This window comes from Zophobihabitans entericus (assembly GCF_011745665.1).
Lineage (GTDB): Bacteria > Pseudomonadota > Gammaproteobacteria > Enterobacterales > Orbaceae > Zophobihabitans > Zophobihabitans entericus.
This window is the reverse complement of the sequence record NZ_CP050253.1, coordinates 751,195-764,157: the sequence shown is the minus strand read 5'-3', so window position 1 is coordinate 764,157 and position 12,963 is coordinate 751,195. Positions and strand designations below refer to the sequence as shown.

Genomic DNA, 12,963 nt, shown 5'->3' with positions numbered 1-12,963 from the left:
ATTTCTCATCATTCAATTCTTTAGTAATTTTATTATGAATAAAAAGTTATTTTTTATTATCTTGTTGATAATTATCACTGTTGCGTTAACTATCCTTATTCGCTCTCACAATAGTTATATTATCTTACAAGGAGAGGTTGATGCTCCTGCTGTGAGTATTTCCTCTAAAGCCAAAGGGCGTGTGCAGATCATTCATGTCAATCGTGGTGATGATGTTCAACAAGGTGATGTATTGATTACGCTTGATAGTCCTGAACTTATTGCCGAGGTAAAAGCGGCAGAGGCAGCACGCAATCAGGCTAAAGCACAACTTGAATTATCACAGCACGGTACGCGCGAAGAGAGTATTCGCTATTATGAAGCGCTACTTGCTCAGGCAAAAGTGAGCTATGACAATGCTCAAAAAGAGTATGAGCGTAATAAAGCTATCTCTGATAAGGGCTATATCTCTCAATCGATTTTAGATAACCTGGTGAAAGTCAGAGATTCTGCACAGCAACAGGTTTTGCTGGCACAAGCAAATCTGGATGAAGCATTGCATGGTGATCGTATCGAGCAACGTCAAATTTATGAAGCTAAGTTACAACAATCAGAAGAACAACTACGTCAGTTAACAATTCAGCAAGATGATTTGTTAGTCAAAGCTCCTGTTGATGGTGAAGTGGGTTCTATCCCGGCAGAGGTGGGTGAACTGTTTAATGCAACTAGTCCATTACTGACAGTGATTCGCTTATCTCAGTCTTATTTTGTCTTTAATCTACGGGAAGATATTCTAGCTAATATTCGTAAAGGGGATCATATCACTCTAACTGTTCCTGCACTGGGTAATAAAGAGATTGAAGCTGAAGTCAGGTTTATTTCTGCTATGGGTGACTTTGCGACTCGTCGGGCTACGCGTGCGACCGGGGATTTTGATTTAAAAACTTTTGAAGTAAGACTCTATCCTGTAGAGCCTGTTGATGGCCTTCGTGCTGGTATGAGTGTGTTATGGAAGTGGGAACAGTAAAAGACTTTACTGCACGTTTTGTTGCAGCGTTCTCAGATGAACTAAAGTTTATTTTTAGACGTTTTACACATCACTGGTTGCTGTGGATATTGCCATTAATTATTTTTACCTTAATTGGTAGTATTTTTTCAACCGGTGTGATGTTTGATCTGCCTGTTGGTTATGTTGATCAGGATCGTAGTCATTTATCTCAACAAGTGATTAGAGAACTTAATGCTGGAGCACATGCAAAACTGATTAATTATGAGAACCAGTTAAACAAAGCGACTGAAAGTTTAGAGAAGGCTGAGATTTACGCGATTTTGTATATTCCTGCTGGCTTTGAAGCTGACGTCTTAGGTGGTAAACAACCTTCACCTGTGTTGTATTATAATGCCCTGTATTATGGTGCAGGTCTGTATTCTATTATGGATTATTCCGGATTGATTACTGAGTTAAATACTCAATATCGGACTATTCTTGCCACTAAAATTGGTTTAGCTGTACCACCTTTAGCTAAAGTGAACTTCATTTATGACGGATTATTTAATGCTAGTGGTAATTCAATATATTTTCAGCAATTTTCTGCTGTGGTGCATTTGTTACAGCTCTTTGTTGTGACAATGACCATTCACATTTTAGGTAAATTACCACGCCGGACAAGACCTTCTTATCCATTTATTTTAGGTAAGCTTGCTCCTTATACATTTTGGTATTGTGCGCTGTTATTATTTGAGATCGCTTTACTGGTATTAATTTCTGGTGCAAGAGTGAGTAGTTTTCCTGTTTATATGTTACCTGTGACGTTCTTCTATGTGATGGCTGCTCAAAGTATCGGTATCTTGTTATTTACCTATACTCAGTCGACATTAACAGCCTATAGCCTGATTGGTATTTTAGTTGGCCTTGCCTTAACGTATTCCGGGGTAGCTGTACCAGAAATGTCCATGCCCTGGATAGCCCGAGTTATTGCAGGGATTGAGCCGCTAACTTATGCACTTAACACCTTATTTGATATCTTCTTAAGACACGTAAATGTATTAACTGTGATAAAAACCTGTTTAATTCTGACCTGCTATCCGATTTTTATCACCTTAATTGTACGCCGTCGCTTAGTTAAACGTTTACAGCAAGAGGAAGTGAACCAATGATGGCAATTTATTGGAAGTCCTTCAGAACCCTGCTGTTTCGTTTGTTAAACCGGCCGCTCTGGCTATTGCTGGTTGTTTCGTTATGTTTGATGAGTCTGGTTTATCTTAATTCAACGATTACTGATCTACCGGTTGGTGTTGTGGATCAGGACCATTCCAGTTCCAGTCGTCAGTTGATTCGTCAACTTAATACCAGTTCAAAAATTGAAACTATTATTTATGACAGTATCCCTGAAGCGATGGATGATATTAATGGACGTAAATTGTTTGCTGTTATCATGATTCCAAGAGACTTTGAAAAACGTCTGCTACATAGTGAAACAGTCACCATTCCTGCTTATGGTGATGCGTCAAACAGATTAGCTAATGGTCAGATTCAGCAGGATATTATGCTGGCCTATCGGGAAATGCTGACTGAGTATAATCATCAGACACTAAGAGCCAATGGCTTTGCAGCTTCACAAATTGATGTGATTCTCTCTCCGATTAAGAGTGAAACAGTAGCACTATTTAATCCGGGGACCAGTTTTGCAGCTATTACATTCCCGGGGCTGCTGGTGATGTTACTACAGCACTCCTTACTGATGGCTTCAACACGGGTAAATATTACTTTAAATACTTTACCGCAAGGTAAACCACCAAAAGTCGTGTATTTAGGCAGTCTGTCGGCGTTAGTGCCTATCTGGCTGTTTTTATCGATCGTGTTATTTATTTTGTGGCCATGGGTACTTGGTTACCGGCAAGTTGCGTCGATTCCGGAAATTTTATTATTAACTTTTCCATTTTTAATTGCCGTTATTGGTGTTAGTAAGCTACTCACAGAATGTTTACGACGGGTTGAGATGATCTATTTGACGTTATCGTTTCTGACTACTCCGGTCTTTTATTTGTCTGGCACTATCTGGCCACTTGATGCTATGCCGGGTTGGGTGCAATTTGTATCTAAATTATTACCGTCTACCTGGGCAACCAATATGATTGCTGGTGTGAATCAGATGGGACTCAGTATCTCAAGTGTTGGTATTAATATTGTAATGTTACTAGTACTTGGTTGTGTTTATGCCGGGATTGGGATTTTTATTTCAATGCTGAGAAGTGGTCAAATCAGACAGTATTTTTATATTTTCAAAAAACTGAAATCTAAAAAACTTCATACAGAAGTATCAGAGTCATAAATAAAATATCTTGTTGCTATGGAGATGGCAGTTGAGCTGTTATTATTGGTCGGTCGATATTAAAGATTTATACTAAATGAGAAAATTAGACCAACTGTCCATCTGGCTGACAAGCTTTCGTTTAAAAACTTTACCTCTTGCCATCTCGGCAATTTTAGTCGGTTCTGCGCTGGCATATTGGCAGCAACAATTCCATTTTGGAATAATGTTTTTCTCATTATTAACTGCTACCTTATTACAGATCTTATCTAATTTAGCTAATGATTATGGTGATGCACTCAGTGGTGCTGATAAGCATGGTCGTATTGGTCCTGAGCGAGGGATTCAGCTTGGATTAATCACGCTTCAACAGCTGAAACTAGCCTTAAAAATAAATACAGTACTGGTGATTATCTCTGGTCTGATACTGCTCTGGCTCTCTTATCACTCATGGTTGTCTTTTTTCGGATTTATTTTACTCGGACTGTTGGCTATCATTGCTGCTATTACTTATACCGTTGGCAGTAAGCCTTATGGCTATCAGGGGCTGGGTGATTTATCTGTACTGGTGTTTTTTGGTCTGGTCAGTATTATGGGGAGTTATTACCTGCAAACTGAGTCGCTGAAGCTGTTTCTGGTCTTTCCGGCAATAGGATGTGGGCTGCTTTCTGTTGCGGTATTAAACATTAATAATTTACGTGATATTGACAGTGATCGCCTGAATCATAAACGGACACTGGTTGTGATGATTGGTGAACGAGCAGGGCGACATTATCATGTGATACTGCTGATTTTATCATTGATTTTGTTGAGCTACTTTTCGTGGTGCTACCTGGCATCCGTCTGGAGCTGGTTATTTTTACTAGTCACTCCTTTATACCTTCAACACTTATATCGGGTACTAACTTATCAAACACCAAAACAGGTTCCGCCACTGCTTTATCAGATGATAAGAATCGCATTACTCACTGATTTGCTCTACTGCATAGGGATTATTTTGAGCTAGGTCACGATTATCCTAATGATCTCAATGCTTAGTTTTGCTATTTAGCGTAAGTTAGCGTTATACTGGAAACATCAATTTATTATTTAGAGGAGTAAACAATGGAATACGATACTTCGATTCTGTGTGATTATTATCCGGCAGATGTGAATGTTGTTGAGCCAATCTTTAGTAATTTCGGTGGAATAACTTCTTTTTCGGGTCGAGTAGTGACAGCAAAATGTTTTGAGGATAACGGTTTCCTTTATACTCTTTTGCAAGAAGATGGTACTGGTCGCGTGCTGGTTGTTGATGGTGGTGGCTCTGTACGTAGAGCTTTACTTGATGCAGAGCTGGTTGACATTGCTGTGCAAAACAACTGGGAAGGTATTATCGTCTATGGTGCTGTGCGTCAGGTTGACTATTTAGCTGAAAGTGAAATTGGTATTCAGGCACTAGCCGCTATTCCTGTTGGTGCTGATGACAATGGTATTGGTGAAGCGGATGTGCGTGTTAATTTTGGCGGCGTATCTTTCTTCTCTGATGATTATGTTTATGCTGATAATACCGGTATTATTCTGTCAGAAATTGCCTTATCAATCGAAGATTAAATCCAATAAAATCAAAAGGTTATAAATAAATCTAACTGTTTGATTATATTGAGGTTTTTAAAGCGGATAGCAGAAATATTATCCGCTTTTTTATTGTCCTTCTTCTTTTAGCCACGCTTTTCTACAGGTCACAAATGCATAAAGAAAGTAGTTAAAAAACGTGTAGCAATAAAAAAAGGTCACATAAAGTGACCTTTTTAAACTTCAAATATTAACGAATCAATTATTTGATGATCTTCGCAACAACGCCCGCACCTACTGTACGACCACCTTCACGAATTGCGAAACGTAAACCTTCGTCCATCGCGATTGGGTGAATCAGTGATACCACCATCTTGATGTTATCACCCGGCATTACCATCTCTACACCTTCCGGTAATTCGATAGTACCCGTTACGTCTGTTGTACGGAAGTAGAACTGTGGACGGTAACCTTTAAAGAATGGCGTATGACGACCACCTTCTTCTTTGCTCAGGATATACACTTCTGATTCAAAATCAGTATGTGGCTTGATTGAACCCGGTTTAGCCAGTACCTGACCACGTTCGATTTCTTCACGTTTTGTACCACGCAGTAACACACCCACGTTCTCACCCGCACGACCTTCGTCTAGCAGTTTACGGAACATCTCAACACCTGTACAGGTTGTTTTCACCGTTGGTTTGATACCCACGATTTCAACTTCTTCACCCACTTTGATGATACCACGTTCAACACGGCCTGTTACCACTGTACCACGACCTGAAATTGAGAACACGTCTTCAATTGGAAGCAGGAATGGTTTATCAATCGCACGCTCTGGCTCTGGAATATAAGAGTCTAAGTGGCCTGCTAATTCAACAATCTTGTCTTCCCACTCTGCCACGCCGTTTAACGCCTGTAGCGCTGAACCACGTACCACCGGTGTATCATCACCCGGGAAATCGTATTGAGACAGAAGCTCACGCACTTCCATTTCAACTAATTCTAGTAACTCTTCATCATCTACCATGTCACATTTGTTCAGGAATACGATGATGTAAGGAACACCTACCTGACGACCTAACAGGATGTGCTCACGCGTTTGTGGCATAGGACCATCTGTCGCTGCAACAACCAGGATAGCGCCGTCCATTTGTGCCGCACCAGTGATCATGTTTTTTACATAGTCGGCATGCCCCGGGCAGTCTACGTGCGCGTAGTGGCGAGTCGGTGTATCGTATTCTACGTGTGAAGTATTGATAGTAATACCGCGTGCTTTTTCTTCCGGTGCATTATCGATTTGGTCAAATGCACGTGCGCTACCGCCGTATTTTTTAGCAAGTACTGTCGTAATTGCTGCTGTTAAAGTTGTTTTACCATGGTCAACGTGGCCGATTGTACCGACGTTAACGTGGGGTTTTTTACGTTCAAATTTTTCTTTAGACATCGATAGTCCCTCTAAGTAATACAAATCGGTGGTAAAGCACCACATCAACCAAGCATTATATAACTAAATGTATATAGATGCTAATTCAAAAAATTCAGCTCTGAATAATATCAGAATAAAGCTGTTTTTTACAAGCATTATAGTGGAGACGAGGAAGAAAAGGACTGGTGCTGATAGGCAGATTCGAACTGCCGACCTCACCCTTACCAAGGGTGCGCTCTACCAACTGAGCTATATCAGCATTGGAGCGGGCAGCGGGAATCGAACCCGCATCATCAGCTTGGAAGGCTGAGGTAATAGCCATTATACGATGCCCGCAGTTCAAACTCGGCTACTGAATGCTTCTATAATAATCCGATAACAGTTAATTGAACTGGTGTTATATAAAATATGATTTGAGGTAAGGAGAGCTAAATTTGATTTATATCCTTTCCACTATATTTAATATACAACATATTTTATATTAATGGTGGTGGGGGAAGGATTCGAACCTTCGAAGTGTGACACGGCAGATTTACAGTCTGCTCCCTTTGGCCGCTCGGGAACCCCACCCCGATAATTCAAATTTTCTGTTTTTCACTTAAGTGGTGCCGGCTGCCGGAATCGAACTGGCGACCTACTGATTACAAGTCAGTTGCTCTACCTACTGAGCTAAGCCGGCCTAAGTGCTGCGCATTCTAGACTATATTCATAACCCTTGGCAACAAAAAAAACATCTTTTTTATTTGTTTGCTTAAAAAAAAAACAGAAAACGGCTAGAGGATCTATTGTACAGCGAATTGTCGGATTTATTCAAGACCAAAATTAAGATTAAAACTATAATAATTTCAGAATGTTCCGTAAAAAATCACAGGAGAAATAAGATGAAACTAGGATATACCATACTTTATGTTAATAATGTCTTAAAAACACTCAATTTTTATCAAAAGGTATTTGGTTTTGAGATTAAATTTTTACATGAAAGTGGCGATTATGGCGAATTAAACACCGGTAATACCACCCTCTCCTTCTCATCCATCGATCTGATGGAACAGTTAGGTAAGAATCCAGGTAAGCCGCATCCAGACTCTCCTTGTTTTGAAATTGCTTTTATCACAGAAAATGTTGAAGAAACATTACAAGCTGCTTTAACTGCTGGAGCTGAACTCATTCAGGCTCCTGAAAAAATGGAATGGGGACAAACTGTTGCCTATATTTCTGACCCAAATGGATTTCTTATTGAAATCTGTACAGAAGTAGCTAATTAGTTATAACCTGAATCATTAATGAATTGGTTTAGTATGGTATGTTGACGAAATTGTCCCGGAGACGTACTAAACCAACGTTTAAACTCTCGGTTAAAATGTGCCTGATCAGAAAAACCTGATTCACTGGCGATATCAATCAGAGTCATATCACTATTAACGACTAATCTGGCAGATTGACGAATACGTGCTAACGCTTGCCAGTATTGTGGTGAGCGTTTAGTGTATTTCATCATTAAGCGCTGTAGCGTTCTCTCTGACACTCCCAAATGTGTCACTATCTGTTTAAGCGATGATTTTTGGGATAAAGAAGTTAAAGCCTCTGTCACATTCTGATTATAAGTAACAAAATAACTAATATTTTCAAGCATATCCTGATGATCAAAACTTGATTTACTTTCCATTGTTTTCAATAACGCCTCAGAACTAATCAGCGCCCCAGGATGCAAACGTGCCCCCATAAACCATTGTCCGCTCTCTGACTTTACAATATAGGCTGAATCAGATAAGTCAGAAATAAACCATTCTGGTCGTTCTCCCGGTTTAACACACACAATAAGATCCTGACATCCATCAGGTAAGACATGAGCAAATTCAGAAGCTACTGATTTGTCTTGCCATTGTGCCAAAACTAAATCATCTTTTATCATATTACTCAGAGACTCATCATCTTGATATAAAAAGAAAACCCCGAATAAACGGGGTTTGATTATTTAAAATAACGAATTATTTTTTCTTAGCGACTTTCTTCGCAGCTGGTTTTGCTGCAGGCTTAGCCGTTGCTTTAGCTGCTGATTTTGCCGCAGGTTTAGCTGCTGCTTTTGCTGCCGGAGCTGGCTTAGCATCGTCCTGATCTTTGTACGCACGACCATAGTAAGAATCTAAGTAAATTTGTTTTAACTCAGAAATTAATGGGTAACGTGGGTTTGCACCAGTACATTGGTCATCAAATGCATTTACCGCTAAATTATCAACTGCTGCTAAGAATGCTTTCTCATCAACACCCGCTTCTTTAATAGACATCGGAATATTCAGCGTAGCTTTCAATTCATCAATCCACTTAATTAGTTTCTCAACTTTTTGGGCTGGAGTATCAGATTTAGTTGTTAAGTTTAGATGGTCTGCAATATCACCGTAACGTTGAACAGCTTGCGGATAACCGTATTGGCTGAATGTCGCTTGCTTAACTGGTTTATCAGTTGCGTTGAAGCGAATAACGTTAGTTAATAATAATGCGTTAGCTAAGCCATGAGGAACATGGAACGCTGCACCTAGTTTATGTGCTAATGAGTGACAAATACCTAAGAACGCTTGAGAGAACGCCACACCAGCAACAGTTGCTGCATTGTGAACTCTTTCACGTGCTACAGGGTTTTTAGCACCTTCGTTATAACTTGCTGGTAAGAATTCTTGTAATAGTTTTAACGCATGTAACGCTTGACCATCAGAGAATTCGTTTGCCATGATTGAAACATAAGCTTCTGTAGCATGCGTAACTGCATCAATACCACCAAATGCACAAAGTGATTTAGGCATATTCATAACAAGGTTAGCATCAACAACAGCCATATTTGGCGTTAACTCATAATCTGCTAATGCAAATTTTTGATGAGTTTTATCATCAGTTACGATAGTAAATGGTGTAACTTCAGAACCAGTACCAGATGTTGTTGTTACACAAACAAGTTTCGCTTTAACACCAAGTTTAGGGAAACCGCAAACACGTTTACGAATATCCATAAAGCGTAATGCTAATTCAGCAAATTGAACTTCCGGGTGCTCATACATTACCCACATTAATTTAGCTGCGTCCATCGCTGAACCACCGCCTAGCGCGATAATAGTATCAGGTTTGAACTCATCCATTAACGCTGCGCCTTTATTAACAATGCTTAATGTTGGATCTGCTTCAACTTCGAAGAACACCTGACAAATCACACCCGCTTTTTCTAATTGCTCGATAATTGGTTTTGTATAACCATTACTAAATAAGAATTTATCGGTCACGATCATTGCTTTTTTAGCGCCATCAGTAATAACTTCAGCTAAAGCAATTGGTAGTGATCCACGACGGAAATAGATTGATTTAGGTAGTTTATGCCATAACATATTTTCAGCTCTCTTCGCGATTGTTTTTTTGTTAAGCAGGTGTTTAGGACCCACGTTTTCAGACACAGAGTTATTACCCCATGAACCACAACCAAGCGTTAGAGATGGTGCTAAATTAAAGTTATAAAGATCACCGATACCACCATGTGATGAAGGTGTATTGATTAAGATACGACAAGTTTTCATTTTGCTACCAAAGTAAGCAACACGATCTTTGTTGTTGTCTTGATCAGTATAAAGAACAGAAGTATGACCGATACCGCCCATAGCGACTAATTTCTCTGCTTTCTCTACTGCATCTTTAAAGTCTTTTGCTCTAAACATACCTAGAGTTGGAGATAGTTTCTCATGTGCAAATGGCTCAGAAATATCTACTTTAGCTGCTTCACCAACAAGAACTTTCGTTGCTGCCGGAACTTTGAAGCCTGCTAATTCAGCAATTTTATATGCTGGTTGACCAACGATAGCTGCGTTTAACGCACCTTTATCGTTTAGAATGATACCTTGAACAGCTTTTGTTTCTTTCGCATCAAGCATATACGCGCCGTATTTAGTTAATAAATCACGAACTTCGTTATACACTTTATCAACCACAACAATCGCTTGTTCTGACGCACAGATCATACCGTTATCGAATGTTTTTGACATAAGAACAGAAGCAACAGCACGTTTAAGATCTGCTGTTTCATCGATAACAACCGGAGTATTACCAGCACCAACACCTAGTGCAGGTTTACCTGAACTATATGCAGCTTTAACCATGCCAGGACCACCAGTTGCAAGAATGATATTTACATCTGGATGGTGCATTAATGCATTAGATAATTCAAGACTTGGCTCGTCAATCCAGCCAATGATATCTTTTGGAGCACCCGCTTTAATCGCTGCATCTAAAACAATTTTAGCCGCTGCGTTAGTTGATTTTTTCGCTCTTGGATGAGGAGAAAATACGATCGCATTACGTGTTTTTAAGCTGATTAATGATTTAAAGATAGCTGTTGATGTTGGGTTTGTTGTTGGAACAATACCACAAATAACACCGACAGGTTCAGCAACAATAGTTGTACCAAATTGTTCATCTTCCTCTAAAACACCACATGTTTTTTCGTGCTTATATTTGTTGTAAATATATTCTGATGCATAAAGATTTTTAATGACTTTATCTTCAACAACGCCCATACCTGATTCTGCAACTGCTTGCTGAGCCAAAGGAATACGTGCTGCTGCGGCCGCAGTAGATGCTGCTAAGAAAATTTTATCTACTTGTTCTTGAGTGAACGTTGAATAAATTTCCTGAGCTTTCTTCACTCTGGCCATTAGTTCATTTAACTCATTAAGATTGGTTACTGCCATACAAACTTCTCCTGAATTTTAAAAATTTAAAGTTTAAAAGAGGATCGCTATTTAGACATGTTTGGACATGTTTTCTTATAATTTTTTGAGTTATTGAAAGCGAATGCGGTTATCGTAAAGGAGTTTTCAACTCGTTTCAATCACTTTCCAAAAATTATGCCAAATCTGTGATATTCACTCAGTTATTTGTGAAATGCTGTTGGCGTTTAAATAGCAAATCTATTATGATCGTCGCCATCATCTGATAACCCTATAAGGTATTAAAAAAATGAGAGAAAACATCGACGGTCACGCATTATTAATCGGTTTAATGGCATACCCTATTCGCCATAGTTTATCACCTAAAATGCACAATATTGTGTATTCTAAGCTAAATGTGCCTTATGTATATTTGGCCTTTGAAGTCACCGCAGAAAAGCTGCCTGATGCTATCAAAGGAATGCGTGCACTTGGTATGCGCGGTTCAGCAGTTTCTATGCCAAATAAACAACTTGTTCTGCAATATTTAGATAAAGTGACTCCAGCTGCAGAATTAATTGGAGCAGTTAATACTATCTCTAATGATGATGGTGTACTCACTGGCTACAATACTGATGGTATGGGCTACATGCGCTCTTTACAAGAGGCCGGTATTGATATTATTGGTAAAAAAATGACTTTACTTGGTGCTGGCGGTGCCGCTACAGCTATAGCGGTACAGGCTGCACTAGATGGAGTAAAAGAGATTTCTATTTTTAATCCAAAAGACTCATTTTTTCCAAAAGCAGAAACAATTGCTAAAAAATTAAATGAACAAACTAAGTGTAAAGTGAATGTATTTGATCTAGCTGATACTGAAAGATTACGCAAAGAAATTGCGGAAAGTACATTACTTAACAATGCTACTGGCGTTGGTATGAAACCACTGGAAGGTCAAAGTGTAATTACTGATGTTTCAATGCTACGTAAAGACCTTATCGTCACTGATTGTATCTACTCTCCACGTAAAACCAAATTACTTGAGCTGGCAGAAGCGCAAGGTTGCCGTACTTTAAACGGTATTGGTATGATGATTTGGCAGGGTGCTGCACAGATCAAAATCTGGACAGGCCAGGACACACCAATTGAATACGTGAAAGAAAAAATGGGTTTTAACTAATTAATTTTCAAGGATACAGACTGAATGAAAACAATTACTATCAAAAATGTCACTATTGGTTCTGGTGCACCAAAAATCATCGTACCAATTGTCGGTAAAACAGAAACTGATTTACTTGAAGAAGCTGTCTTTTTAAAAACTATCGATTTTGACGTTTTAGAGTGGCGTGTCGATCACTTTGTTGATGTTGAAAATATCGATAAAGTAAAAGTAATGGCTAAAAAGCTGCGTGATACACTTCCAACAACACCTATTCTTTTTACTTTCCGTACAGCTAAAGAAGGTGGAGTGAAAGCAGTTTCAACTGAATACTATGTTGAACTCAACAAGAGTCTGGCAGCCACTGGTTTAGTTGATATGATTGACGTAGAAGCATTTACTGGTGATGTTTATGTGAAAGATGTGATTACTACAGCACACGCTCACAAAGTACTGGTTGTGGCATCAAATCATGATTTTGATAAAACCCCAGAGAAAGATGATATCGTTGGCCGTCTGCGTAAAATGCAGGAACTTGGCGCAGATATTCCAAAAATTGCCGTGATGCCAAAATCAACCGCTGATGTGTTAACACTATTAACTGCCACATCAGAAATGGCTGAAAAATATGCTGACCGTCCACTTATCACCATGTCAATGGCTGGTAAAGGTGCAATCAGTCGAGTCTCAGGTGAATTATTTGGATCATCAATGACTTTTGGTGCGGCTAAAAATGCGTCAGCTCCAGGTCAGTTAGATGTGAAAGAACTTCGTCAGATTCTGAATATTTTACATCGTAGTACTGCGAAATAACCCATAGAAATAAAAAGTGTAATTAAATCAATTAGT

The 12,963-nt window shown here is 39.2% G+C and carries 11 protein-coding genes and 4 tRNA genes; 8 read left to right on the top strand and 7 right to left on the bottom strand.

Going from position 1 to position 12,963, the window contains the following annotated elements; translation table 11 throughout:
- The first annotated feature begins 34 nt into the window (after positions 1 to 34).
- From IPMB12_RS03490 to rraA, 5 genes are all read left to right on the top strand, one after another.
- Positions 35 to 1,006, top strand: a complete 972-nt coding sequence (locus IPMB12_RS03490) for an HlyD family secretion protein (RefSeq protein ID WP_166914989.1) — start codon at positions 35 to 37, stop codon at positions 1,004 to 1,006.
- Entirely contained in the window at positions 988 to 2,136 is a 1,149-nt protein-coding gene (locus tag IPMB12_RS03485) for an ABC transporter permease (RefSeq protein ID WP_166914987.1), read from the top strand. Before IPMB12_RS03490 ends, IPMB12_RS03485 begins: the two co-directional genes overlap by 19 nt.
- The gene (locus IPMB12_RS03480; RefSeq protein ID WP_166917678.1) at positions 2,136 to 3,311 is read left to right on the top strand and encodes an ABC transporter permease; all 1,176 of its coding nucleotides are present in this window, start codon (positions 2,136 to 2,138) and stop codon (positions 3,309 to 3,311) included. Before IPMB12_RS03485 ends, IPMB12_RS03480 begins: the two co-directional genes overlap by 1 nt.
- 76 nt (positions 3,312 to 3,387) lie before the next feature.
- A complete protein-coding gene (locus IPMB12_RS03475; protein WP_166914985.1) occupies positions 3,388 to 4,296 on the top strand; it encodes a 1,4-dihydroxy-2-naphthoate polyprenyltransferase in 909 nt (302 codons plus the stop codon).
- Between the two features lie 98 nt (positions 4,297 to 4,394).
- On the top strand, positions 4,395 to 4,883 hold the full coding sequence (gene rraA / locus IPMB12_RS03470) for a ribonuclease E activity regulator RraA (protein WP_166914983.1): 489 nt from the start codon (positions 4,395 to 4,397) through the stop codon (positions 4,881 to 4,883).
- 223 nt (positions 4,884 to 5,106) lie between these two features.
- On the opposite strand, the gene tuf is transcribed toward rraA, so the two are convergent.
- The 5 genes from tuf to IPMB12_RS03445 form a co-directional block, all read right to left on the bottom strand.
- The gene (tuf, locus tag IPMB12_RS03465; protein WP_166914980.1) at positions 5,107 to 6,291 is read right to left on the bottom strand and encodes an elongation factor Tu; all 1,185 of its coding nucleotides are present in this window, start codon (positions 6,289 to 6,291) and stop codon (positions 5,107 to 5,109) included.
- A gap of 165 nt (positions 6,292 to 6,456) precedes the next feature.
- Positions 6,457 to 6,532 (bottom strand) — tRNA-Thr (locus tag IPMB12_RS03460).
- 2 nt (positions 6,533 to 6,534) lie between these two features.
- A tRNA-Gly gene (locus tag IPMB12_RS03455) sits at positions 6,535 to 6,609 on the bottom strand.
- Between the two features lie 149 nt (positions 6,610 to 6,758).
- A tRNA-Tyr gene (locus tag IPMB12_RS03450) sits at positions 6,759 to 6,843 on the bottom strand.
- Between the two features lie 33 nt (positions 6,844 to 6,876).
- Positions 6,877 to 6,952, bottom strand: a tRNA-Thr gene (locus IPMB12_RS03445).
- A gap of 202 nt (positions 6,953 to 7,154) precedes the next feature.
- Here IPMB12_RS03445 and IPMB12_RS03440 point away from each other — a divergent pair.
- Positions 7,155 to 7,538 carry a VOC family protein gene (locus IPMB12_RS03440; RefSeq protein WP_166914978.1) on the top strand — a complete coding sequence of 128 codons (384 nt, stop codon included), beginning with the start codon at positions 7,155 to 7,157 and terminating at the stop codon, positions 7,536 to 7,538.
- Here IPMB12_RS03440 and IPMB12_RS03435 read toward each other — a convergent pair.
- Together IPMB12_RS03435 and adhE are read right to left on the bottom strand one after the other, a co-directional pair.
- Positions 7,535 to 8,164, bottom strand: coding sequence for a helix-turn-helix transcriptional regulator (locus IPMB12_RS03435; RefSeq protein ID WP_166914976.1), 630 nt, complete (start codon positions 8,162 to 8,164; stop codon positions 7,535 to 7,537). The genes IPMB12_RS03440 and IPMB12_RS03435 overlap by 4 nt on opposite strands.
- A 97-nt stretch (positions 8,165 to 8,261) precedes the next feature.
- Positions 8,262 to 10,997: a bifunctional acetaldehyde-CoA/alcohol dehydrogenase gene (gene adhE, locus IPMB12_RS03430; RefSeq protein ID WP_166914974.1), complete on the bottom strand. Its 2,736-nt coding sequence runs from the start codon at positions 10,995 to 10,997 to the stop codon at positions 8,262 to 8,264.
- A 268-nt stretch (positions 10,998 to 11,265) separates the two neighbouring features.
- Between adhE and IPMB12_RS03425 the strand changes: the two genes are divergently transcribed.
- Complete coding sequence (locus tag IPMB12_RS03425) at positions 11,266 to 12,135, top strand: shikimate dehydrogenase (RefSeq protein ID WP_166914972.1); 870 nt, start codon at positions 11,266 to 11,268, stop codon at positions 12,133 to 12,135.
- A 24-nt stretch (positions 12,136 to 12,159) separates the two neighbouring features.
- Entirely contained in the window at positions 12,160 to 12,927 is a 768-nt protein-coding gene (gene aroD / locus IPMB12_RS03420; protein ID WP_166914970.1) for a type I 3-dehydroquinate dehydratase, read from the top strand.
- Positions 12,928 to 12,963: the final 36 nt, after the last annotated feature.

Excerpts from the sequence above, each read along its gene's own strand:
- IPMB12_RS03490 (WP_166914989.1), top strand. The coding sequence starts at position 35 with ATGAATAAAAAGTTATTTTTTATTATCTTGTTGATAATTATCACTGTT.
- IPMB12_RS03485 (WP_166914987.1), top strand. The coding sequence starts at position 988 with ATGGAAGTGGGAACAGTAAAAGACTTTACTGCACGTTTTGTTGCAGCG.
- IPMB12_RS03480 (WP_166917678.1), top strand. The coding sequence starts at position 2,136 with ATGGCAATTTATTGGAAGTCCTTCAGAACCCTGCTGTTTCGTTTGTTA.
- IPMB12_RS03475 (WP_166914985.1), top strand. The coding sequence starts at position 3,388 with ATGAGAAAATTAGACCAACTGTCCATCTGGCTGACAAGCTTTCGTTTA.
- rraA (WP_166914983.1), top strand. The coding sequence starts at position 4,395 with ATGGAATACGATACTTCGATTCTGTGTGATTATTATCCGGCAGATGTG.
- tuf (WP_166914980.1), bottom strand. The coding sequence starts at position 6,291 with ATGTCTAAAGAAAAATTTGAACGTAAAAAACCCCACGTTAACGTCGGT.
- IPMB12_RS03440 (WP_166914978.1), top strand. The coding sequence starts at position 7,155 with ATGAAACTAGGATATACCATACTTTATGTTAATAATGTCTTAAAAACA.
- adhE (WP_166914974.1), bottom strand. The coding sequence starts at position 10,997 with ATGGCAGTAACCAATCTTAATGAGTTAAATGAACTAATGGCCAGAGTG.
- IPMB12_RS03425 (WP_166914972.1), top strand. The coding sequence starts at position 11,266 with ATGAGAGAAAACATCGACGGTCACGCATTATTAATCGGTTTAATGGCA.
- aroD (WP_166914970.1), top strand. The coding sequence starts at position 12,160 with ATGAAAACAATTACTATCAAAAATGTCACTATTGGTTCTGGTGCACCA.